Source organism: Pseudomonas sp. LBUM1661 (genome assembly GCF_059695925.1).
Window position 1 is genome coordinate 6,637,175 of the sequence record NZ_CP166794.1, and the last position, 21,487, is coordinate 6,658,661.

The 21,487-nt window shown below is 59.4% G+C and carries 21 protein-coding genes and 1 pseudogene; 13 read left to right on the top strand and 9 right to left on the bottom strand.

Annotation, left to right across the window (positions count from 1 at the left end):
- Positions 1-77 precede the first annotated feature (77 nt).
- Together ACA057_RS30575 and ACA057_RS30580 are read left to right on the top strand one after the other, a co-directional pair.
- Positions 78-1,511 (top strand): aminotransferase-like domain-containing protein, encoded by a 1,434-nt coding sequence (locus ACA057_RS30575; protein WP_497344733.1) that lies wholly within the window; start codon positions 78-80, stop codon positions 1,509-1,511.
- 60 nt (positions 1,512-1,571) lie between these two features.
- Positions 1,572-3,140, top strand: a complete 1,569-nt coding sequence (locus ACA057_RS30580) for a phospholipase D family protein (RefSeq protein ID WP_497344735.1) — start codon at positions 1,572-1,574, stop codon at positions 3,138-3,140.
- Positions 3,141-3,175: 35 nt separating this feature from the next.
- Here ACA057_RS30580 and ACA057_RS30585 read toward each other — a convergent pair whose 3' ends face one another.
- On the bottom strand, positions 3,176-4,321 hold the full coding sequence (locus tag ACA057_RS30585) for an MFS transporter (RefSeq protein ID WP_497344737.1): 1,146 nt from the start codon (positions 4,319-4,321) through the stop codon (positions 3,176-3,178).
- A gap of 187 nt (positions 4,322-4,508) precedes the next feature.
- Positions 4,509-6,002 (bottom strand): aldehyde dehydrogenase, encoded by a 1,494-nt coding sequence (locus ACA057_RS30590; protein WP_123367151.1) that lies wholly within the window; start codon positions 6,000-6,002, stop codon positions 4,509-4,511.
- A 237-nt stretch (positions 6,003-6,239) separates the two neighbouring features.
- Here ACA057_RS30590 and ACA057_RS30595 point away from each other — a divergent pair, with 237 nt between their 5' ends.
- Positions 6,240-6,602, top strand: coding sequence for a cupin domain-containing protein (locus ACA057_RS30595; protein WP_497344739.1), 363 nt, complete (start codon positions 6,240-6,242; stop codon positions 6,600-6,602).
- A gap of 180 nt (positions 6,603-6,782) precedes the next feature.
- Here ACA057_RS30595 and rpmG read toward each other — a convergent pair whose 3' ends face one another.
- Both rpmG and rpmB read right to left on the bottom strand, forming a co-directional pair.
- A complete protein-coding gene (rpmG, locus tag ACA057_RS30600; protein ID WP_007894709.1) occupies positions 6,783-6,938 on the bottom strand; it encodes a 50S ribosomal protein L33 in 156 nt (51 codons plus the stop codon).
- A gap of 11 nt (positions 6,939-6,949) precedes the next feature.
- Positions 6,950-7,183, bottom strand: a complete 234-nt coding sequence (gene rpmB, locus ACA057_RS30605; protein WP_007894701.1) for a 50S ribosomal protein L28 — start codon at positions 7,181-7,183, stop codon at positions 6,950-6,952.
- 445 nt (positions 7,184-7,628) lie between these two features.
- Between rpmB and ACA057_RS30610 the strand changes: the two genes are divergently transcribed.
- On the top strand, positions 7,629-9,215 hold the full coding sequence (locus ACA057_RS30610; RefSeq protein WP_497344741.1) for an ABC transporter substrate-binding protein: 1,587 nt from the start codon (positions 7,629-7,631) through the stop codon (positions 9,213-9,215).
- A 130-nt stretch (positions 9,216-9,345) separates the two neighbouring features.
- On the opposite strand, the gene radC is transcribed toward ACA057_RS30610, so the two are convergent.
- Complete coding sequence (radC, locus tag ACA057_RS30615) at positions 9,346-10,020, bottom strand: RadC family protein (protein WP_497344743.1); 675 nt, start codon at positions 10,018-10,020, stop codon at positions 9,346-9,348.
- Between the two features lie 136 nt (positions 10,021-10,156).
- Between radC and coaBC the strand changes: the two genes are divergently transcribed.
- The 7 genes and pseudogenes from coaBC to ACA057_RS30650 all read left to right on the top strand — a co-directional run bounded on the left by coaBC (position 10,157) and on the right by ACA057_RS30650 (position 15,839).
- Positions 10,157-11,365, top strand: a complete 1,209-nt coding sequence (gene coaBC, locus ACA057_RS30620) for a bifunctional phosphopantothenoylcysteine decarboxylase/phosphopantothenate--cysteine ligase CoaBC (protein ID WP_497350060.1) — start codon at positions 10,157-10,159, stop codon at positions 11,363-11,365.
- Between the two features lie 5 nt (positions 11,366-11,370).
- On the top strand, positions 11,371-11,826 hold the full coding sequence (gene dut, locus ACA057_RS30625) for a dUTP diphosphatase (protein ID WP_059403885.1): 456 nt from the start codon (positions 11,371-11,373) through the stop codon (positions 11,824-11,826).
- A 304-nt stretch (positions 11,827-12,130) separates the two neighbouring features.
- A pseudogene (locus ACA057_RS30630) lies at positions 12,131-13,534 on the top strand (phosphomannomutase/phosphoglucomutase); the annotation flags it as partial.
- A 25-nt stretch (positions 13,535-13,559) separates the two neighbouring features.
- Positions 13,560-14,465 carry an acetylglutamate kinase gene (gene argB / locus ACA057_RS30635; RefSeq protein WP_008007602.1) on the top strand — a complete coding sequence of 302 codons (906 nt, stop codon included), beginning with the start codon at positions 13,560-13,562 and terminating at the stop codon, positions 14,463-14,465.
- Positions 14,466-14,666: 201 nt separating this feature from the next.
- Complete coding sequence (locus tag ACA057_RS30640) at positions 14,667-14,879, top strand: hypothetical protein (protein WP_497344746.1); 213 nt, start codon at positions 14,667-14,669, stop codon at positions 14,877-14,879.
- A gap of 17 nt (positions 14,880-14,896) precedes the next feature.
- Positions 14,897-15,469, top strand: coding sequence for a hypothetical protein (locus ACA057_RS30645; RefSeq protein WP_497344748.1), 573 nt, complete (start codon positions 14,897-14,899; stop codon positions 15,467-15,469).
- The gene (locus ACA057_RS30650; RefSeq protein ID WP_497344750.1) at positions 15,456-15,839 is read left to right on the top strand and encodes a hypothetical protein; all 384 of its coding nucleotides are present in this window, start codon (positions 15,456-15,458) and stop codon (positions 15,837-15,839) included. Before ACA057_RS30645 ends, ACA057_RS30650 begins: the two co-directional genes overlap by 14 nt.
- 114 nt (positions 15,840-15,953) lie before the next feature.
- Here ACA057_RS30650 and pyrE read toward each other — a convergent pair whose 3' ends face one another.
- Positions 15,954-16,598: an orotate phosphoribosyltransferase gene (gene pyrE, locus ACA057_RS30655; protein WP_265041728.1), complete on the bottom strand. Its 645-nt coding sequence runs from the start codon at positions 16,596-16,598 to the stop codon at positions 15,954-15,956.
- A gap of 82 nt (positions 16,599-16,680) precedes the next feature.
- On the opposite strand from pyrE, the gene crc reads away from it, so the two are divergent.
- On the top strand, positions 16,681-17,460 hold the full coding sequence (gene crc / locus ACA057_RS30660; protein WP_007934608.1) for a catabolite repression control protein Crc: 780 nt from the start codon (positions 16,681-16,683) through the stop codon (positions 17,458-17,460).
- 91 nt (positions 17,461-17,551) lie between these two features.
- Here crc and gltS read toward each other — a convergent pair whose 3' ends face one another.
- The 3 genes from gltS to rph all read right to left on the bottom strand — a co-directional run bounded on the left by gltS (position 17,552) and on the right by rph (position 20,345).
- Complete coding sequence (gene gltS, locus ACA057_RS30665; protein WP_497344752.1) at positions 17,552-18,757, bottom strand: sodium/glutamate symporter; 1,206 nt, start codon at positions 18,755-18,757, stop codon at positions 17,552-17,554.
- 468 nt (positions 18,758-19,225) lie between these two features.
- Entirely contained in the window at positions 19,226-19,594 is a 369-nt protein-coding gene (locus ACA057_RS30670) for a DUF4870 domain-containing protein (protein WP_401355841.1), read from the bottom strand.
- A 28-nt stretch (positions 19,595-19,622) separates the two neighbouring features.
- Positions 19,623-20,345, bottom strand: coding sequence for a ribonuclease PH (gene rph, locus ACA057_RS30675; protein ID WP_059403877.1), 723 nt, complete (start codon positions 20,343-20,345; stop codon positions 19,623-19,625).
- Positions 20,346-20,615: 270 nt separating this feature from the next.
- Between rph and ACA057_RS30680 the strand changes: the two genes are divergently transcribed.
- Positions 20,616-21,479 (top strand): YicC/YloC family endoribonuclease, encoded by an 864-nt coding sequence (locus ACA057_RS30680; RefSeq protein WP_497344754.1) that lies wholly within the window; start codon positions 20,616-20,618, stop codon positions 21,477-21,479.
- The last annotated feature ends 8 nt before the right edge of the window (positions 21,480-21,487 follow it).

Below are 21,487 nucleotides of genomic sequence, written 5' to 3' on the forward strand. Positions count from 1 at the left end.
CGCGTTTCAACCTCTGAATCGCGATTTTCAGCCCGATCTGTACTGGTTAGCCGAATCACCTACACCGAGACTGCGCCATGACCCTTTACGTCAACCTCGCCGAACTGCTTGGCACGCGTATCGAACAGGGCTTCTATCGCCCTGGTGACCGGCTGCCGTCGGTGCGGGCCTTGAGTGTCGAGCACGGGGTCAGCCTGAGCACGGTGCAGCAGGCCTATCGGATGCTGGAAGACAGCGGGCTGGCAATGCCCAAACCCAAGTCGGGCTACTTCGTACCCGTCAGCCGGGAACTGCCGGAGCTGCCGGCGATTGGCCGCCCCGCGCAGCGCCCAGTGGATATTTCCCAGTGGGAACAGGTGCTGGAATTGATCCGCGCAGTACCGCGCAAGGATGTAGTGCAACTGGGTCGCGGCATGCCGGACATCACCACGCCGACCATGAAACCACTGCTGCGCAATCTTGCGCGTATCAGTCGGCGTCAGGACATGCCCGGTCTGTATTACGACAATATCCACGGCACCCTCGAACTGCGCGAACAGATCGCTCGCCTGATGCTCGATTCCGGCTGCCAGTTGAGCGCCAGCGACCTGGTGGTCACCACCGGATGCCATGAAGCCTTGTCCACCAGCATCCGCGCGATCTGCGAGCCGGGGGACATTGTCGCCGTGGATTCGCCGAGTTTTCATGGCGCCATGCAGACCCTCAAGGGCCTGGGCATGAAAGCCCTGGAAATTCCCACCGACCCGCTGACCGGCATCAGCCTCGATGCCCTGGAACTGGCATTGGAACAGTGGCCGATCAAGGCCATACAGTTGACCCCCAACTGCAACAATCCGCTGGGCTACATCATGCCGGAGTCGCGTAAACGCGCGTTGTTGACGCTGGCACAGCGGTTCGACGTGGCGATCATTGAGGACGATGTGTATGGCGAACTGGCCTACACCTACCCGCGTCCGCGCACGATCAAGTCCTTCGACGAGGACGGTCGCGTCCTGCTCTGCAGTTCATTTTCCAAGACCCTCGCGCCAGGGCTGCGTATCGGCTGGGTTGCACCGGGCCGGTACCTGGAACGGGTGCTGCACATGAAATACATCAGCACCGGTTCCACGGCGCCGCAACCGCAGATTGCGATTGCTGAATTCCTCAAGGCCGGGCACTTCGAACCGCATTTGCGGCGGATGCGCACCCAATACCAGCGCAATCGCGACCTGATGATCGATTGGGTCAGCCGCTATTTCCCGGCCGGCACCCGCGCCAGTCGCCCGCAAGGCAGCTTCATGCTGTGGGTTGAACTGCCGGAAGGCTTCGACACGCTGAAACTGAATCGGGCCTTGCACGACCAGGGCGTACAGATTGCCGTCGGCAGCATTTTTTCCGCCTCGGGCAAGTACCGCAATTGCCTGCGGATGAACTACGCTGCCAAGCCAACACCGCAGATTGAAGAAGCGGTGCGCAAGGTCGGCACAGCGGCAATCAAACTGCTGGCGGAAACTGACAGCATTACCGACTGACCTTTCTCGGGAAACCAGCGTCCATATGCCGACCCCAACCGCCAATCGGAACGATCCCACGTGAGAGTCAGACAGCCCCTGCTCGCTTTTCTGCTCCTCGCCTCGTTCCTGAGCGGTTGCGCCAGCTTCGACGTTCAGCGCGAACCGAGCCAGGCACTGCCTGCCAGTGATTCGGCATTCGGCCGTTCGATCCAGGCTCAAGCTGCGCCCCATCAGGGGCAGTCCGGCTTTCGCCTGCTGTCCAACAGCACCGAAGCCTTCACCGCCCGCGCCGAACTGATCCGTAACGCGCAAAGCAGCCTCGATTTGCAGTACTACATCGTCCATGACGGCATCAGCACGCGGATGCTGGTGGACGAACTGCTCAAGGCTGCCGACCGTGGCGTGCGGGTGCGCATCCTGCTCGATGACACCACCAGTGACGGACTGGACCGGATCATTGCCACGCTGGCGGCGCATCCGCAGATCCAGATCCGCCTGTTCAACCCGCTGCACCTTGGCCGTGCCACCGGCGTGACCCGCACGATGGGCCGCCTGTTAAACCTGTCGCAGCAGCATCGACGTATGCACAACAAGCTGTGGCTGGCGGACAACAGCGTGGCCATCGTCGGTGGACGCAATCTGGGTGACGAGTATTTCGATGCCGAGCCCAACCTGAATTTCACCGACATCGACATGCTCAGCGTCGGCCCGGTCGCCGAGCAACTGGGACACAGTTTCGACCAGTACTGGAACAGCGCCCTGAGCAAGCCGATCGACCAATTCCTCTCGAGCAAACCGACGGCCAAGGATCTGGAGAACACTCGCACCCGGCTGGAAGAATCGCTGGAGGAAACGCGCAAGCAGAATCACGCGCTCTATCAGCGCCTGATGACGTACCGGACAGACCCACGCATGGACATCTGGCGTCGGGAGCTGATCTGGGCCTGGAACCAGGCGCTGTGGGACGCGCCGAGCAAGGTGCTGGCCGACGGTGAACCTGACCCACAACTGCTGCTCACCACGCAGTTGGCTCCCGAGCTCACCAACGTCAGGAAAGAGTTGATCCTGATCTCGGCTTACTTTGTTCCCGGCCAACCGGGGCTGGTGTACCTGACCGGTCGCGCCGACGCCGGAGTCTCGGTGAGCATGCTGACCAACTCACTGGAGGCCACTGACGTGCCGGCGGTGCATGGCGGATATGCGCCCTATCGAAAGGCGCTGCTGGAGCATGGCGTGAAGTTGTTCGAATTGCGTCGCCAACCCGGTGAAGGCGGCGGCAGTGGTCCGCACATTTTTTACAGCAAGTCTTACCGCGGTTCCGACTCCAGCCTGCACAGCAAGGCAATCATCTTCGATCAGCAGAAATCCTTCATCGGCTCGTTCAACTTCGACCCGCGCTCGGTGCTGTGGAACACTGAAGTCGGGGTGCTGGTGGACAGTCCGGAATTCGCTGCCTACGTCCGTGAACTGGCCATGCAGGGCATGGCGCCGCCTTTGAGTTATCAGGCGAAACTGGAACAGGGCCACGTCGTCTGGGTGACCGAAGACGACGGCAAACTGCACACCCTGACCAAGGAACCGGGGAGCTGGTGGCGGCGCTTCAATGCGTGGTTCAGCACCACCGTCGGTCTTGAGCGCATGTTGTAACCCTGTGGGAGCGGGCTTGCTCGCTCCCACAGGTTTCAAGCAGGCTCGGCCACCGTGCCGAATGCTCCCTGGCGCATCAGCAAAATCACCAGGCCAAACGCACCGGCCGCCATCAGCAGCGGCAATGCGTGCCCGCTGATCCACTGGCTGCCAGCCCCGGCCGCCAGCGGCCCGACCAGACAACCAATCCCCCACAACTGCGCGATATGCGCATTGGCCCGCACCAGCGCATCGTCGCGATAACGCTCGCCGATCAAGATCAGCGACAAGGTGAACAAACCGCCGGCACTGGCGCCGAACAGCACCCACAACGGCCAGATCAATAGCGTGTCGATCAACAGCGGAATCGCCAGGCTCGACAGCAGCAAGATCACCGCGCACCCGGTAAACAAGGTGCGCCGCGACAAACGATCCGCCAGCGCGCCGATCGGCAATTGCAGCAGCGCGTCACCGACCACCACCGTGCTGACCATCGCCAAGGCAATTTCCGTGGTGAAGCCTTGACGCAGGCAGTAGACCGGCAGCAAGGTCAGGATCATCGCTTCGAACGCCGCAAACAGCGACACCGCCCAGGCAATCGCCGGCAGGCCCCGGCAGAAGGTCAACAGGTCGCCAAAAGTCACGCTGCTGGCCTCGCTGGAGGGCGCACCGCTGCGGCCCAGCAACAGGAGCGGCGCCGTCATCAGCAAACCGACGCCGACCCAGAATCCGTAATCGTGCTCGGTGCCCAGAACGCCAAGCAGCAACGGCCCGGCCAGCTGACTCAGCGCATAGCTGCTGCCATACAGCGCCACCAGTCGTCCGCGCCATTGCTCGACCACCAGTTGGTTGATCCAGCTTTCGCCGAGGATGAAGACCAGCGTCAGGATCACTCCGATCATCAGCCGCAGTACCAACCAGATCGGATAGCTCGGCAACAGCGCCAGCAAGCCGATGGACACGGCCCCGGCCCACAGGCACAGGCGCATCAGATTGGCCGTGCCGAGACGCGCCGCCAGATGGCTGGAAATCTTCGCGCCGAGCAGTACGCCAATGGCCGGCATCGCCGCCATCACGCCGATGGCGAACGAGCCATAACCCCAGCCCTCCAGGCGAAATGACACCAGCGGCATGCTGACACCCAAGGCCAGGCCGACACTCAAGACAGACGCCAACACGGCGAAATAAGTCGCCCAACGCATGTTCCACGCTCCTGTGGATATTTTTATCGACACCACAAAACACTGTGGGAGCGAGCCTGCTCGCGATAGCGGTACAACATTCAACATTTTCGTCGACTGTCACACCGCTATCGCGAGCAGGCTCGCTCCCACAAGGGATCTGTGTCGTTTGGGAGGCCTGTCAGTGCAACAGGCCTCTTTTAACGACTTACAACTTGATCCAGGTCGCCTTCAGCTCGGTGTACTTGTCGAACGCGTGCAGCGACTTGTCGCGGCCGTTGCCGGACTGCTTGAAGCCACCGAACGGCGCCGTCATGTCGCCACCGTCGTATTGGTTGACCCAAACGCTACCGGCGCGCAGTGCCTTGGCGGTCAGGTGAGCCTTGGAAATGTCCTGAGTCCACACCGCTGCGGCGAGGCCGTACGGCGTGTCGTTGGCAATCGCAATGGCTTCTTCGGCCGTGTCGAAAGTGATCACCGACAACACGGGGCCGAAGATTTCTTCCTGAGCGATTTTCATCGCGTTGCTCACGCCGTCGAAAATCGTCGGCTCAACGTAAGTGCCACCGGTTTCCTGAAGAATGCGCTTGCCGCCCGCCACCAGTTTGGCGCCGTCGGTGTGGCCGGATTCGATGTAGGACAGCACGGTGTTCATCTGCTGGGTGTCCACCAGCGCGCCGACGTTGGTCGCCGGGTCCAGCGGGTTGCCCGGCTTCCAGGTTTTCAGCGCCTCGATCACCAGCGGCAGGAATTTGTCCTTGATCGAACGCTCTACCAACAGACGCGAACCGGCGGTGCAGACTTCGCCCTGGTTGAAGGCGATGGCGCCAGCAGCTGATTCAGCGGCCGCTTGCAAGTCCGGCGCATCGGCGAACACGATGTTCGGGCTCTTGCCGCCGGCTTCGAGCCAGACGCGCTTCATGTTCGATTCGCCGGAGTAGATCAGCAACTGCTTGGCGATCTTGGTCGAACCGGTGAACACCAAGGTGTCCACGTCGTTGTGCAGGGCCAGGGCCTTGCCGACGGTGTGACCGTAGCCCGGCAGCACGTTCAGCACGCCTTTCGGAATACCGGCTTCAACGGCCAGCGCAGCGATGCGGATGGCGGTCAGCGGCGATTTTTCCGACGGCTTGAGGATCACCGAGTTACCGGTGGACAGCGCCGGGCCGAGCTTCCAGCAGGCCATCATCAGCGGGAAGTTCCACGGCACGATGGCGCCGACGACACCGACTGGCTCGCGGGTGACCAGACCCAACTGATCGTGCGGCGTGGCAGCCACTTCGTCGTAGATCTTGTCGATGGCTTCGCCGCTCCAGCTCAGGGCTTGCGCCGCGCCGGGAACGTCGATGTACAGGGAATCGCTGATCGGCTTGCCCATGTCGAGGGTTTCAAGCAGGGCAAGCTCTTCGGCATGCTGTTTCAGCAGGCCGGCGAAGCGAATCATGGTGGCTTTGCGTTTGGTCGGCGCCAGGCGCGACCAGACGCCGGAATTGAAGGTGGCGCGGGCGTTTTCAACAGCGCGCTGGGCGTCGGCGGCGTCACAGCTGGCAATCTTGCCCAGCAGACGGCCATCGACCGGGCTGATGCACTCGAAGGTCTCGCTGGAGACGGCATCGGTGTATTCGCCATTGATGTAGGCACGGCCTTCGATCTTCAGATCGCGAGCCCGTTGTTCCCAATCGGCACGAGTCAGGGTGGTCATACGAGTGTCCTCCTCTTGTTGAATACGAGCGCCCCGCGGTCTTCGCGGGCGGTCTCAGGAATTCTGCCTGGCCAGCCTGCTTATCGGCCCAAGGCACCTGCCACCCTAAACCAGCGACAGGTGAAGTTTCAATATATTTGACATAACGCCGTCAAACGGCCTTGCGATGTTCATTTTAATAAACATAGACTTTGAGTCTTTCCAGTCATCGCGCCGCAATCACGGGGGATAACAACAATGAGCATCCAGGATATCGTCGACTTCAGCCAGGCCACTACCCAGCCCGATCGCTATCGGCCAGACCAGGCAAAAGTCCTCAAGGGCGACCCTGAGCAAGTAGTCTACAACCACTACAACAGCCCTTGCGGTCAATTGAACGCCGGTGTTTGGGAAGGCGCAATCGGCCAATGGCTGGTGAACTTCACCGAGCATGAATACTGCGAAATCGTTCAGGGCGTGTCCGTGCTGCGCGACAACGACGGCAACAGCAAGACCGTTCGCGCAGGGGACCGCTTCGTCATCCCGGCCGGGTTCCGGGGCACGTGGGAAGTGCTGGAAACGTGCCGCAAGATCTATGTGGCGTTTGAACAGAAAGCCTAAGAATTAGCGTCGTCTGTGCCGACGCTATCGCGAGCAGGCTCGCTCCCACAGTTGACCGTATTCCAATGTGGGAGCGAGCCTGCTCGCGATGAGGGCCTGACAGGCAACGCATAACCCACAGGCAACAAAAAAGGCCCGTATCTCGCGATACGGGCCTTTTTCGTAAGAGGGAAAAATCAATTACTTGATTTTGCCTTCCTTGTAGATCACGTGCTTGCGAACAACCGGATCAAATTTCTTGATCTCGATTTTGTCCGGGGTAGTACGCTTGTTCTTGTCGGTAGTGTAGAAGTGACCAGTACCGGCGCTCGAAATCAAACGAATCAATTCACGCATGATTAGCTCCCTTAGATCTTGCCGGCTTTGCGGATTTCGGCCAGCACGACAGTGATGCCACGCTTGTCGATGATACGCATGCCTTTGGCAGATACGCGCAGACGCACGAAACGTTTCTCTTCTTCAACCCAGAAGCGGTGATGCTGCAGGTTCGGCAGGAAACGACGACGGGTTTTGTTGTTTGCGTGGGAAATGTTATTCCCAGTCACCGGACCCTTACCGGTAACTTGACAGACTCTCGACATGCCTCAGCCCTCTAAAACCACATGCCCAACCCGGCATGGGTTGGCCGCTTAATCTCTCAGTCATTTGGCGCCAGGCGCCGCGTTTCTTTAGAGGTCTTACCGGCTACACCTACAGTGAAGGAACCGGGCCCCTAGAAAAGAGCGCTGCTTTATACCAGAAAGACTGGAGAGCAACAACATTCCGTGTGCGCCGAGTTGATAAAAACCCCGTTTTTCAGGCTTCAAGCGCCTTGGATAAAGGCTATCGTCGATGCAGACCGCTCGTCGCAGAGAATTGGCCAACAGGCCGATTCAGGGTTTTCTCAGGCAGCGCCCACAGAAAACAATCGCACATAGTCCCCTTAAAATGAAAAAGGGGATAGTCATTTGCAAAAGAGCCCACTAGGGTAAGCCTTTTCCAGACTGCACTTGCAGATGGGCCTTCGATCTGTAAAGGAATCCGACCATGCGCCTCGCTGCCCTACCGCTGTTGCTTGCCCCGCTTCTGCTGGGCCCACAGGCTTTCGCCGCCGCCCTGAGCGTCTGCACCGAGGCCAGCCCGGAAGGGTTTGACGTGGTGCAATACAACTCGCTGACCACCACCAACGCCTCGGCCGACGTGCTGATGAACCGTCTGGTGGATTTCGATACCGCCAGCGGCAAAGTGGTCGCCAGCCTCGCGGACAGCTGGGAAGTCACGCCCGATGGCCTGACTTATGTGTTCAAGCTGCACCCGCAGGTGAAATTCCATCGCACTGAATACTTCAGCCCGACCCGCGAACTGACCGCTGAAGACGTGAAATTCAGCTTCGACCGCATGCTCGACCCGGCGCACCCTTGGCACAAGGTCGCCCAGAGCGGCTTCCCGCACGCCCAGTCGATGCAGTTGCCGGCCTTGATCAAGAAGATCGACGCACTGGACCCGCTGACCGTGCGCTTCACCCTCGATCACCCGGACTCGACCTTCCTCGCGACCCTGAGCATGGGTTTTGCCTCGATCTACTCGGCTGAATACGCCGACAAACTGCTCAAGGCCGGCACCCCGGAAAAGCTCAACAGCCAGCCGATCGGCAGCGGCCCGTTCATTTTCACGCGTTTCCAGAAAGACGCTTCGATCCGCTACAAGGCCAACCCGGATTACTTCCGTGGCAAGCCTTCGGTGGACCCGCTGATTTTCGCCATCACGCCGGATGCCAACGTGCGTTTGCAGAAATTGCGCCGTAACGAGTGCCAGATTGCCCTGTCGCCCAAGCCTCTGGACGTACAGGCCGCGCTGAAAGAGCCGACGCTGAAAGTCGAAAAGACTGACGCCTTCATGACGGCGTTCGTCGGCATCAACAGCCAGCATCCGCCGCTGGATAAACCTGAAGTACGCCAGGCGATCAACCTCGCGTTCGACAAGGCCAACTACGTCAAAGCTGTGTTCGAAGACACCGCCGAGCCCGCCAACGGCCCGTACCCGCCCAACACCTGGAGCTACGCCAAAGGCTTGCCGGGCTACCCGCATGACGTGGAAAAGGCCAAGGCATTGATGGCCAAGGCCGGGCTCAAGGACGGCTTCAAGACCACCATCTGGACCCGCCCTTCCGGCAGCCTGCTGAACCCGAATCCGAGCCTCAGCGCGCAAATGCTTCAATCCGACCTCGCGGAAATCGGCATTCAGGCCGAGATTCGCGTGATCGAATGGGGCGAGCTGATTCGCCGTGCCAAGGCTGGCGAACATGACCTGCTATTCATGGGCTGGGCCGGCGACAACGGCGACCCGGACAACTTCCTCACGCCGCAGTTTTCCTGCGCGGCGGTCAAGTCCGGGACCAACTTCGCTCGTTACTGCAATCAGGACCTGGACAAGCTGATCAGCGCCGGCAAGACCACCGGCGAGCAAGGTGTGCGCACCAAGCTCTACGAACAGGCCCAGGCGCAGATCCAGCAACAGGCGCTGTGGCTGCCGCTGGCGCATCCGACTGCCTTCGCGCTGACACGCAAGGATGTCGAGGGTTACTCGGTCAGCCCGTTCGGCCGTCAGGACTACTCGAAGGTCAGCCTCAAATAATCCACATCAACACATAACCCTGTGGGAGCGAGCCTGCTCGCGATAGCGTCTTGTCAGTCAACACATTCGGTGACTGAAGGAATGCAATCGCGAGCAGGCTCGCTCCCACAGGGGCTTCGCATCGCGCGCCCTACATCCACCCATACTCGGCCATCGACAGCGGATCGCCGTCCCCGATGATGAAATGGTCGAGCACTCGCACATCAATCAAGTCCAGCGCCTCTTGCAGGCGCTTGGTCAGCATTCGGTCGGCCTGACTGGGGTCGGTGTTGCCTGATGGGTGGTTGTGGCAGAGGATCAATGCGGCGGCGTTGTGGGCCAAGGCGCGCTTGACCACCTGCCGTGGGTACACGCTGGTGCTGTCGATGGAGCCGCGAAACAGCGTTTCAAACGCCAGCACCCGATGCTTGGAGTCCAGAAACAGACAACCGAAGACCTCATGCGCCTCATGTCGCAGCATCGCTTTCAGGTAATCGCGCACCGCCAGTGGGCTCTCCATCACCGAATCACGCCGCAACCGCTCGGCCAGATGCCGCCGAGCCATTTCCAGCACGGCCTGCAACTGGGCAAATTTTGCCGGCCCTAGTCCCAACTGCTTGCTGAACGTCAGCTGGTCAGCCTCCAGCAGCGAACGCAGGCTGCCAAACTGATTCAACAGGTGTCGCGCCAGGTCCACCGCGCTTTTGCCGGAGACGCCGGTGCGTAGAAAGATCGCCAGCAACTCAGCGTCGGAAAGACTCGCCGGGCCCTGCTCAAGAAGCTTCTCCCGCGGCCGCTCAGCCACCGGCCAATCACGAATACTCATAGCACCTCCCTGGAATGTGGGCGCCGCTGTTCCGTAGCGGTCGCTGTGATATCGTAGCCCATCTTTTTTGCGGGCGATTTCATCCCTGGGGAGGGGGTATCGCCCTGCAGTCATCAACGAAATGAAAGGCAGACCTATGCAGCGGCTGTATCGGAAACGCATCGTTCTGGGCGTCGGCGGCGGTATTGCTGCCTACAAAAGCGCCGATCTGGTTCGCCGCTTGATGGACCAGGGCGCCGAAGTGCGCGTGGTCATGACCCGTGGCGGCGCCGAGTTCATTACTCCGCTGACCATGCAGGCTTTGTCCGGGCACCCTGTGCACCTGGACCTGCTGGACCCGGCGGCCGAAGCCGCGATGGGCCACATCGAACTGGCCAAATGGGCCGACCTGGTGCTGATCGCCCCCGCCACCGCGGACCTGATCGCCCGTCTGGCCCAAGGCATTGCCGACGACCTGCTGACCACGTTGGTGCTGGCCACCGACGCCGTGGTCGCCGTTGCCCCGGCGATGAACCAGGCCATGTGGCGCGATCCAGCCACCCAGGCCAACCTGCAAACCCTCGAAAGCCGCGACATCAAAGCCTTCGGCCCGGCCTCCGGCAGCCAGGCCTGTGGCGACGTCGGCCTGGGCCGCATGCTCGAAGCCACCGACCTCGCCCAGTGCGCGGCGGACTGCTTCCAGCGTCAGGCGCTGACCGGCAAACACGTGCTGATCACGGCGGGCCCGACTCAGGAAAACATCGACCCGGTGCGCTACATCACCAACCACAGCTCCGGCAAAATGGGCTTTGCCCTGGCCGAAGCCGCCGTGGAAGCCGGCGCCCGCGTGACCCTGATCACCGGCCCGGTACACCTGCCGACGCCGGACCGCGTCACCCGCATCGACGTGGTCAGCGCCCGCGACATGCTCGCCGCGTGTGAAGCCGCAATTCCCTGCGACCTGTTCATCGCCTCGGCCGCAGTCGCGGACTACCGCCCCGAAGTCGTCGCCCCACAGAAACTCAAGAAAGACCCTACGAACGGCGACGGCTTGTTACTACAAATGGTGCGTAACCCAGACATCCTTGCCACCATTGCCACTCGCGCCGACCGTCCGTTCAGTGTCGGTTTCGCTGCCGAAACCGAACACTTGCTCGACTACGCTGCCCGCAAGTTGAAAGACAAAAACCTCGATTTGATCGTCGCCAACGACGTCGCCAACCCGAGTATTGGCTTCAACAGCGAAGAAAACGCCTGCAGCGTGATCGACCGCCAGCTACACGCCACACTCTTCGCCCAGACCAGCAAGAGCAAGATTGCTCGCCAGCTGATCACTTTTATCGCCGACCGTCTGAACCAGGTTTAATTTACATGCACGCTTTGCAAGCCAAGATCCTCGACCCCCGCATCGGTACCGAATTCCCGCTGCCGCAGTACGCCACCCCTGGCTCCGCCGGCCTCGACCTGCGCGCCATGCTGGAAAAAGACACGGTGATCAAGCCGGGTGAAACCGTGCTGATCCCGACCGGCCTGTCTGTCTACATTGGCGATCCAGGTTTGGCCGCGCTGATCCTGCCGCGCTCCGGCCTGGGCCATAAGCACGGCATCGTGCTGGGCAACCTGGTCGGTTTGATCGACTCCGATTACCAGGGTCCGCTGATGGTTTCGTGCTGGAACCGTGGCCAGACCGACTTCAACATGGTGGTCGGCGAGCGTCTGGCCCAGTTGGTGTTGGTGCCAGTGGTTCAAGCGCACTTCGAGATGGTCGAGGAGTTCGTTGAAACCGAGCGCGGTGCGGGCGGTTTCGGGCATTCCGGTAGCCACTGATGATTTCCTTGTGGGAGCGAGCCTGCTCGCGATGACGGGTGCACATTCAACACGAGTGTTGCCTGTCAGTCCGCTATCGCGAGCAGGCTCGCTCCCACAGGTTTTGCATTGAATTACACAGGTCTCACCTGGAAGGTTTACCGCCCAAAATCAAGGCATTGGCGGGCCATTCGCTTGCTGACGCCGGGGGCATGGCCTTTGCACACCACGAACTCTGCGTGGAAAACGCCGTCATACCCTTCAGTTTGAACCGGCCGGCGAGTTCTTCGTCAGCAAGTCCAGCCACCTTCGAGATGGAGCATTTCCAGTAATGAGCAACCCAGCCCAAGTCCCACCCAAGTTCCCCGACAGCATCTTCCGCGCCTACGACATTCGTGGCACCGTCCCGGAATTCTTGAACGCTGAAACCGCTTATTGGCTCGGTCGCGCCATTGGTGCCCAAAGCCTGGCCCAGCACGAACCGAACGTCAGCGTTGGCCGCGACGGCCGCCTGTCCGGTCCGGAACTGGTTGAACAACTGATCAAAGGCCTGGCCGACAGCGGGTGCCACGTCAGCGACGTCGGCCTGGTGCCAACGCCTGCGCTGTACTACGCCGCCAACGTATTGGCCGGCAAATCCGGTGTAATGCTCACTGGCAGCCACAACCCGTCGAACTACAACGGCTTCAAAATCGTCATCGCTGGCGACACCTTGGCCAACGAACAGATCCAGGCCCTGCACGACCGCCTCAAGACCAACAACCTGAGCAGCGGCAAGGGCAGCATTACCCAGGTCGAGATTCTCGATCGCTACAACACCGAAATCGTCCAGGACATCAAACTGGCCCGCCGCCTGAAAGTCGTGGTCGACTGCGGCAATGGCGCGGCCGGCGTGATCGCTCCGCAACTGATCGAAGCGCTGAACTGCGAAGTCATTCCGCTGTTCTGCGACGTCGACGGCAACTTCCCGAACCACCACCCGGACCCGGGCAAGCCTGAAAACCTGGTCGACCTGATCGCCAAGGTCAAGGAAACCAACGCCGACATCGGCCTGGCTTTCGACGGTGATGGCGACCGCGTCGGCGTGGTGACCAACACCGGCAGCATCGTCTACCCGGACCGCCTGCTGATGCTGTTCGCCCGCGACGTGCTGGCGCGCAACGCTGACGCGGAAATCATTTTCGACGTCAAATGCACCCGTCGCCTGACGCCGCTGATCAAGGAATACGGCGGTCGTCCGCTCATGTGGAAGACCGGTCACTCGTTGATCAAAAAGAAAATGAAACAAACCGGCGCCCTGTTGGCCGGCGAAATGAGCGGGCACATCTTCTTCAAGGAGCGCTGGTTCGGTTTCGACGACGGCATTTACAGCGCCGCGCGTCTGCTGGAGATCCTCAGCAAGGAAAAATCCACCGCGGAAGCGTTGTTTGCGACCTTCCCGAACGATATTTCTACGCCGGAAATCAATATCCATGTGACCGAAGAGAGCAAATTCAGCATCATTGATGCTCTGCACGACGCGAAGTGGGGCGAAGGCGCCGACCTGACCACCATCGACGGCGTGCGAGTCGACTACGCCAAAGGCTGGGGCCTGGTGCGCGCGTCCAACACCACACCGGTGCTGGTGCTGCGCTTCGAGGCCGATGACGAGGCTGAATTGCAGCGCATCAAGGACGTTTTCAAAGTCCAGTTGAAGCGTGTTGCCCCTGATCTCCAATTACCGTTTTGATCTTCTGAAGCACCCGGAGCCCTGAATGACCCTCGAACGCGAAGCCGCCGCCAACACCGCCAAGGTCCTGTCCGAAGCGCTGCCTTACATTCGCCGCTATGTCGGCAAGACGCTGGTGATCAAATACGGCGGCAACGCGATGGAAAGCGAGGAGCTGAAAACCGGCTTCGCCCGCGACATCGTGTTGATGAAAGCCGTCGGCATCAACCCGGTGGTGGTTCACGGCGGCGGCCCGCAAATCGGCGACCTGCTCAAGCGTCTGTCGATCGAGAGCCACTTTATCGATGGCATGCGCGTGACAGACGCGCAAACCATGGACGTGGTGGAAATGGTCCTCGGCGGCCAGGTCAACAAGGACATCGTCAACCTGATCAACCGTCATGGCGGCAGCGCCATCGGCCTGACCGGTAAAGATGCCGAGCTGATTCGTGCGAAGAAGCTCACCGTGACCCGCCAGACGCCGGAGATGACCCAACCGGAAATCATCGACATCGGCCAAGTGGGTGAAGTGGTCGGGATCAACACCGACTTGCTGAACCTGCTGGTCAAAGGCGATTTCATTCCGGTGATCGCGCCAATCGGTGTGGGCGCCAACGGCGAGTCGTACAACATCAACGCGGATCTGGTCGCCGGCAAAGTGGCCGAAGCGCTGAAGGCTGAAAAGCTGATGCTGCTGACCAACATCGCCGGCCTGATGGACAAGTCGGGAACGGTCCTCACCGGCTTGACCACCCAACAAGTCGACGACCTGATCGCTGACGGCACCATCTACGGCGGCATGCTGCCGAAGATCCGTTGCGCGCTGGAAGCGGTTCAGGGCGGCGTGGGCAGCTCGCTGATCATCGATGGCCGGGTACCGAATGCGATTCTGCTGGAAATCTTCACCGACACCGGTGTGGGGACCTTGATCAGCAATCGCAAGCGTCACTGATTTATAAGGCGTCAAAAGATCGCAGCCTTCGGCGGCCTCTACAGGATTTTTCGAATGTACGAAATTCCTGTAGGAGCTGACGAAGTCTGCGATCTTTTTTATGCCTGCCGGAATCGTCCGACTTAAGTAAGCGAAACGTCCGACATCGCAAAAGAAACAATCTGCATAGGATCTTCCCTGAATCCACAGGAGATCTTCCCCATGCAAAAAGACCACGTTCCCTATGGCAGCGATGTTTCAGCAGGCACTTACGAGTGCGCAGATTGCGGACGCGAATACAGCAATCAATCGAAGACTTCGCTGCCGCCGTGTCCGGATTTCAAACCCGGCACCCACGTACTCAATGGCTGGAATATCCTCACCGGCCAAGGCGACGCCGTGGCAGATCCGTACCCGAACGAGCCTTCCAATTAATCGCGGAGGTCCGAACCATGCAGATCTCGTTCACGATCGACGCCCAGGCTTTCGACCTTGAGCAAAAGGAGCCGGTCAAAAAGACCTTGAGGATTTCCGACGGCGAAATCGCCCATGCCCTACAGCGGATAGCCAAGGCGAGCCTGACCGAATACCTGAAGATGCTGGTGGAAGGCGGCATGCCCAGCAGGGCCGATGAGGCCAAGCAGGATCGTTTGCTCTATCTGATCCAAAGTTACTTCGGGCAAACGTTGCCGACTGAATCGCAGATATCGACGATTTTCCAGCTGACGCAGAGCCAGAGTAAAACCTTGCTGAAAAACACGGTTTCACGGTTTCGCAATCAACTGGACGAGATCCTTCAACACAGCATGAGGGCCGTGATCGAGACGGCAGAGCATGCGCAGACGGTTTATCTGGTGGTGATCAGTTCAGACGTGATTCGCGATGAGCTGAACATGCTGATCACACAAAACGAGCCGACCTTCAAACCCATCACCAAACGCAAGGGCAGTGCCGGGCAGTTCGAAATCAGCGAAGATTCCCACGCATTGTTGTGCCAAACCCTGGGGCTCAATGCCGTTCAGTGACATTGTCGCGGTCAGTGGCTTGCTGCTGGCCCTGACCACGTTCATGTTCAACCTGGCTTGGCCACGGTTGCATGAAGCGCTGGATCTGGATGAAAAACAGTCAGGTCCGCTGGCCAGAAAACGCGGCCGGGGGAAAGTGCTGGGGGTTTTGCTCGGTCGCGCCGTACCACTGACGTGCGCCTTTATGGCGCTGTTTTACGTCAACTTGCCTGCCGCCGTGAGGATCATGAGCACCAGCACACTGGATCTGTGGGATTTCGACGTGGACCGAACGCTGTACGTGTTAGTCGTCCTGGCCCTGCTGGTGTTCGCGCTGTTCAACCTGGGGCTGGCACTGAAACTGGTGGGGAAATGGCGAAGACTGCACTGACCCCACAATCTCTGTAGGAGCGAGGCTTGCCCGCGAAAGCGATTTAACGGTCACACATCTGTTGGATGTGACGACGTCTTCGCGGGCAAGCCTCGCTCCTACAGGTCTGCGGTGTCAGACGCCGAACTGGGCGCGGTAGGCTTCGACAGCTGGCAAATGCTGCTTTAGCTGCGGGTCGTCGGCCAAAAATTCCAGCACCTGGTTCAACGAAACAATGCTGATCACCGGAATGCCGAAGTCTCGCTCCACTTCCTGAATCGCCGACAACTCGCCGTTGCCTCGCTCCTGACGGTTCAGGGCGATCAATACGCCCGCAGCCTTGGCGCCATCCTGGGAAGCGATGATCTGCATCACTTCGCGAATCGCGGTGCCGGCGGTGATCACGTCGTCAATGATCAGCACATCGCCGGTCAATGGCGCGCCGACCAGGCTGCCGCCCTCGCCGTGGGCCTTGGCTTCCTTGCGGTTAAAGCACCACGGCAGATCACGCTCGTGATGTTCGGCCAGAGCCACTGCCGTGGTGGCCGCCAACGGGATGCCTTTGTAGGCCGGGCCGAACAGCACGTCGAACGCAATGCCGCTCTCGACAATGGCTGCCGCATAGAAACGACCCAGCTGCGCAAGGGCCGAACCCGAGTTGAACAGGCCGGCATTGAAGAAGTATGGACTGGTACGCCCGGACTTCAGGGTGAACTCGCCGAAGCGCAAAACGCCGCGATCGATGGCAAAACGAATGAAATCGCGCTGATACGCTTGCATGAAAAAAACCCCAAATACCACGGATTTAGCTAATTAGGTTGACGCCGTGTATCATACACGCACGCGATTTTTGGGGCCATTTATGCGGATCATCAGTGTGAACGTCAATGGTATTCAGGCTGCAGTGGAGCGAGGGTTGCTCAGTTGGCTGCAAGCACAGAATGCCGACGTCATCTGCCTGCAGGACACCCGCGCCTCCGCCTTTGAACTGGACGATCCAGCTTTCCAACTGGATGGCTACTTCCTTTATGCCTGCGAAGCCGAAGTTCCCGCCCAAGGTGGCGTGGCTTTGTATTCGCGGCTGCAACCGAAGGCAGTCATCAGCGGTCTCGGCTTCGAGACAGCCGACCGCTACGGGCGCTACCTGCAAGCCGATTTCGACAAGGTCAGCATCGCGACCTTGCTGCTCCCTTCGGGGCAGAACGGCGATGAAGACTTGAACCAGAAGTTCAAGCTAATGGACGATTTCGCCCGTTATCTGGATAAACAGCGACGCAAACGTCGCGAGTACATTTATTGTGGCTCGCTGTACGTGGCGCAACAGAAGCTGGATATCAAGAACTGGCGCGACAGCCAGCAATCCCCGGGCTTCCTGGCACCTGAACGTGCCTGGATGGACGAGATTGTCGGCAACATGGGTTATGTCGATGCCCTGCGCGAAGTCAGCCGTGAAGGCGACCAGTACAGCTGGTGGCCGGACAATGAACAGGCGGAGATGCTCAACCTCGGTTGGCGCTTCGACTATCAGTTGCTGACGCCAGGCCTGCGCCGCTTTGTACGCAGCGCACGTTTGCCACGTCAGCCACGGTTCTCGCAGCACGCACCGCTGATCGTGGACTACGACTGGACGTTGACCATCTAAGTTTTTCGCTGAGAGAACCTGGTCGGCTAAAAAAATGCCCGTATCGCAAGATACGGGCATTTTTTATGAATCTTTAGCCGTGATCAGACCTTCACGCGGCCGCGAAAAACGGCAGCGCAAGGTACAACTTGATCACGATGACATTGATGATATCAATGAAGAACGCGCCCACCATCGGCACCACCAGAAACGCTATCTGCGAAGGTCCGTAGCGCTGCGTCACCGCTTGCATGTTGGCGATGGCCGTTGGTGTGGCACCCAGTCCAAAACCGCAGTGTCCTGCCGCCAGCACGGCCGCATCGTAGTGACTGCCCATCATTCTGAACGTCACGAAAATCGCAAACAGCGCCATGACCAGCGTTTGCGCCGCCAGGATGATAAAGAACGGCAACGCCAGTGCGGCCAGATCCCACAGTTTGAGCGACATCAGGGCGATCGCCAGAAACAGCGACAAGCTGACATTACCCAGCACCGAGACTTCACGCTCAAACACTTGATAAAGGCCAAGCGCTGAAAGGCCATTGCGTAAAACCACACCCACGAACAACACACAAACGAACGTCGGCAACTCAAACGCGGTTCCGTGCAGCAGGCCATTTAATAAAGAACCTGCCAGCAAGCTGACGGCGATCAGGGCAAGTGTCTCGATAAATGAAAATGGCGTGATCGAGCGCTCTTTGTTCGGCTGCTCAAAACCCTTTGGTAGCCGTGGCTTTTCTTGTTGGCAGCCGGGTGTCTGGAAACGCTTGATGAGCAGGCGAGCGACCGGACCGCCAATCAAACCGCCAAGTACCAAGCCAAACGTCGCAGAGGCCATCGCCAGTTCAGAAGCGGAAGCCAGACCGAACTTCTCACTGAACGTCGCTCCCCACGCAGCGCCTGTTCCGTGGCCGCCCGCCAACGATATCGAGCCGGTCAGCAGTCCCATTAAAGGATCGAGTCCCAACGCCTTTGCGAGCCCTATGCCCAAAGCATTCTGGACCACCAGAAGTCCGGTCACCGCCAGTACAAAAACCCCCACTACGCGCCCGCCTTTCTTCAGGCTGGCGAAGTCCGCACTCAAGCCAATGGTGGCAAAAAACGCCAACATCAAAGGCGTCTGAAGTGAAGTATCAAATCGGACTTCAATATCAAGGGCTCGCAAAGCCAATAGACCCAAGGCAACTACCAGGCCGCCTGCTACTGGTTCGGGGATATTGTAGGCACGTAAAAAACCGACATGTGTAACAAGTCCGCGCCCGAGTAAAAGTACTAACGAGGCGGCCACAAGTGTTCCGTAGAAATCGAGCTGAAGCATTGGAATATTCTTAGGTATACATTCAGAGGCGAACTTTTTACCTGTGCACGTCTCTTGAACAGGTTGATTCTTCTCAACACTGATTGGTATTAGATTCAGGGACCGTCAATGGTCTGAACGTATCGAAATATTTCTTTAAAGATATTACGTCGGGCAACTTTATCAACCACCCAGTCTTATTGCCAAGCCTATAGGCGGTGCTGAAGCCGTGCAGTTGTGACTAGAAGTGTAAGGAAGACAATCAGACTTTTAGGGACTCAGCATTCAACTTAAATAGCGACCGCTGTATAGCGTTTCAGAAAAGTCCTATTGCAAAAAAACAAAAGCCCCGACAAGTCAGGGCATTTGTTTTAAATCGCAATGTGGGAGCGGACTTGCTCGCGAAGGCGGCTTAACACTCAACATTGAAGTTGACTGATCTACCGCTATCGCGAGCAAGCCCGCTCCCACAGGGGATTTGTTCGAAGCTTATTTGATCAACCGCCAGGTAAATGGGTAACGATAAGGAAACCCTTCATTGGCTTTCACCCCGGCAATGATCGTCAGTACCAACGCGCCAATCGCAACCAGGCCAAACAGGAAGAACCCGACGATCACCACCATCAGCAAGAAGCAAATGGCCGAGGCAATGGCGACGGTGATCTGAAAGTTCAGCGCCTCCTTGCCTTGTGCATCAACGAACGGGTCCATCTCGCGCTTCATCTGCCAGAGAATCAGCGGGCCGATCAGCGTACCGAACGGAATCCAGATCCCCAGCAAGGCGGACAGGTGACAAAACATCGCCCACTGCCGAACCTCTTTGCTCGGGGTGGGAAGCAGCTGTTGTTCGTCACTCATACGTCCTCCTTGTCTGGAGCGGGTCCGATCAGTCGGCCAGTGCAGCCTTTTGCAGTTCGAAGATTTCGTTCATGCCTTTCTTCGCCAGCTCCAGCATAGCGTTCAGCTCTTCCGGCTGGAACGGTGCGCCTTCGGCAGTGCCCTGCACTTCAATGAAGCCGCCTGTGCTGGTCATCACCACGTTCAGGTCGGTCTCGGCAGCCGAGTCTTCCAGGTAGTCGAGGTCGAGCACCGGCTCGCCCTGGTACATGCCCACCGAAACGGCAGCGATCATTTGCTTGAGCGGGTCGCCACCTTTCAGGCCGCCACGCTTCTTGATCACTTTCAAGGCATCGACCAGCGCAACCATGGCACCGGTGATGGACGCGGTGCGGGTGCCGCCGTCTGCCTGGATCACGTCGCAGTCGACGTACAGGGTGACGTCGCCGAGCTTGGACATGTCCAGCGAAGCCCGCAGGGAGCGACCGATCAGGCGCTGGATTTCCAGGGTGCGACCGCCTTGCTTGCCGCGGCTCGCTTCACGCTGGTTACGCTCGCCGGTGGCGCGCGGCAGCATGCCGTATTCGGCGGTCAACCAGCCCTGGCCCTGACCTTTGAGGAACCGTGGCACGCCGTTCTCGACGCTGACGGTGCAGATGACTTTGGTATCACCGAACTCGACCAGTACAGAACCCTCGGCGTGTTTGGTGTAGTTGCGGGTAATGCGGATCGAGCGGAGCTGATCGGCAGCGCGACCACTTGGACGTTTCATAGGGAATACCTGTACGGGGGACGGAAAACTGCCGAGCATTATAGAGCCGCTGGCCACGACTGGGCACTTGTTAAAAAAATCCGCCGACGACTGAAGGCCCTGAACAGCGCTTTGCCGACGGTCTGCAGGCCTTTGTCACTCCGTGTGTTTGGGCGCATCCCCCCCACTGCGCTACAATCCTGCGCCTTTGCTGCCGCTCGGCTTAAATTCATATAGATCAGGTCTGCGAAACCTTTGGTAACGCACGAACCTGCATTGCGAGGTACCTCCATGGTGCACAGCATGACCGCCTTCGCCCGCGTCGAGAAAGCCGGCGCCCAAGGCACCCTTAGCTGGGAACTGCGCTCGGTCAACAGCCGTTACCTGGAACCCCACTTGCGCCTGCCGGAGTCCTTTCGCGACCTCGAAGGCGCGGTTCGCGAAGCGCTGCGCCAGGGAATCTCCCGGGGCAAGCTCGAATGCACCCTGCGCTTCACCGAAGAAAACACCGACAAACCGCTGCAAGTGGACCGCGAGCGCGCCGCGCAATTGGTCGCCGCCGCCGAGACCATCGCTGGCCTGATCAAAAATCCGGCCGCGTTGAATCCGCTGGAAGTCCTGGCCTGGCCCGGCGTGCTGGTGGGTGACGCCACCGACCCGCAAGCCTTGAATGCCGAAGCGCTGGCGCTGTTCAATGAAGGCCTGAAAGAACTCAAGGCTGGCCGCGAGCGCGAAGGCGCGGAGCTGGCGCGGTTGATCAACGATCGCCTGACATCCATTGAAGGCGACGTGGTGACCCTGCGAGAGCTGGTCCCGCAGATGCTCGCCACCCAGCGCCAGAAAGTCCTCGACCGCTTTACCGACATGAAGGCGGAGATGGACCCGCAGCGGCTGGAACAGGAAATGGTCATGCTCGCGCAAAAAAGCGACGTCGCCGAAGAACTGGATCGCCTGAGCACTCACATCATTGAAGTTCGCCGGGTGCTCAAATCCGGCGGTGCGGCCGGTCGGCGCCTGGACTTCCTGATGCAAGAACTCAACCGCGAAGCCAACACACTGGGCTCCAAAGCCTTCGACCCGCGCAGCACCCAGGCGGCGGTCAACCTCAAAGTGTTGATCGAGCAGATGCGCGAACAAGTGCAGAACATAGAGTAAGGCCACCC

Bases quoted from the DNA above. Each gene is read 5' to 3' on its own strand.
- ACA057_RS30650 (WP_497344750.1), top strand. From the start codon at position 15,456: ATGCCGTTCAGTGACATTGTCGCGGTCAGTGGCTTGCTGCTGGCCCTG.
- ACA057_RS30670 (WP_401355841.1), bottom strand. From the start codon at position 19,594: ATGAGTGACGAACAACAGCTGCTTCCCACCCCGAGCAAAGAGGTTCGG.
- dut (WP_059403885.1), top strand. From the start codon at position 11,371: ATGCACGCTTTGCAAGCCAAGATCCTCGACCCCCGCATCGGTACCGAA.
- ACA057_RS30585 (WP_497344737.1), bottom strand. From the start codon at position 4,321: ATGCGTTGGGCGACTTATTTCGCCGTGTTGGCGTCTGTCTTGAGTGTC.
- crc (WP_007934608.1), top strand. From the start codon at position 16,681: ATGCGGATCATCAGTGTGAACGTCAATGGTATTCAGGCTGCAGTGGAG.
- gltS (WP_497344752.1), bottom strand. From the start codon at position 18,757: ATGCTTCAGCTCGATTTCTACGGAACACTTGTGGCCGCCTCGTTAGTA.
- ACA057_RS30680 (WP_497344754.1), top strand. From the start codon at position 20,616: ATGGTGCACAGCATGACCGCCTTCGCCCGCGTCGAGAAAGCCGGCGCC.
- ACA057_RS30595 (WP_497344739.1), top strand. From the start codon at position 6,240: ATGAGCATCCAGGATATCGTCGACTTCAGCCAGGCCACTACCCAGCCC.
- radC (WP_497344743.1), bottom strand. From the start codon at position 10,020: ATGAGTATTCGTGATTGGCCGGTGGCTGAGCGGCCGCGGGAGAAGCTT.
- argB (WP_008007602.1), top strand. From the start codon at position 13,560: ATGACCCTCGAACGCGAAGCCGCCGCCAACACCGCCAAGGTCCTGTCC.
- rpmG (WP_007894709.1), bottom strand. From the start codon at position 6,938: ATGCGTGAATTGATTCGTTTGATTTCGAGCGCCGGTACTGGTCACTTC.
- coaBC (WP_497350060.1), top strand. From the start codon at position 10,157: ATGCAGCGGCTGTATCGGAAACGCATCGTTCTGGGCGTCGGCGGCGGT.
- rpmB (WP_007894701.1), bottom strand. From the start codon at position 7,183: ATGTCGAGAGTCTGTCAAGTTACCGGTAAGGGTCCGGTGACTGGGAAT.
- ACA057_RS30640 (WP_497344746.1), top strand. From the start codon at position 14,667: ATGCAAAAAGACCACGTTCCCTATGGCAGCGATGTTTCAGCAGGCACT.
- ACA057_RS30575 (WP_497344733.1), top strand. From the start codon at position 78: ATGACCCTTTACGTCAACCTCGCCGAACTGCTTGGCACGCGTATCGAA.
- ACA057_RS30610 (WP_497344741.1), top strand. From the start codon at position 7,629: ATGCGCCTCGCTGCCCTACCGCTGTTGCTTGCCCCGCTTCTGCTGGGC.
- ACA057_RS30590 (WP_123367151.1), bottom strand. From the start codon at position 6,002: ATGACCACCCTGACTCGTGCCGATTGGGAACAACGGGCTCGCGATCTG.
- ACA057_RS30645 (WP_497344748.1), top strand. From the start codon at position 14,897: ATGCAGATCTCGTTCACGATCGACGCCCAGGCTTTCGACCTTGAGCAA.
- rph (WP_059403877.1), bottom strand. From the start codon at position 20,345: ATGAAACGTCCAAGTGGTCGCGCTGCCGATCAGCTCCGCTCGATCCGC.
- pyrE (WP_265041728.1), bottom strand. From the start codon at position 16,598: ATGCAAGCGTATCAGCGCGATTTCATTCGTTTTGCCATCGATCGCGGC.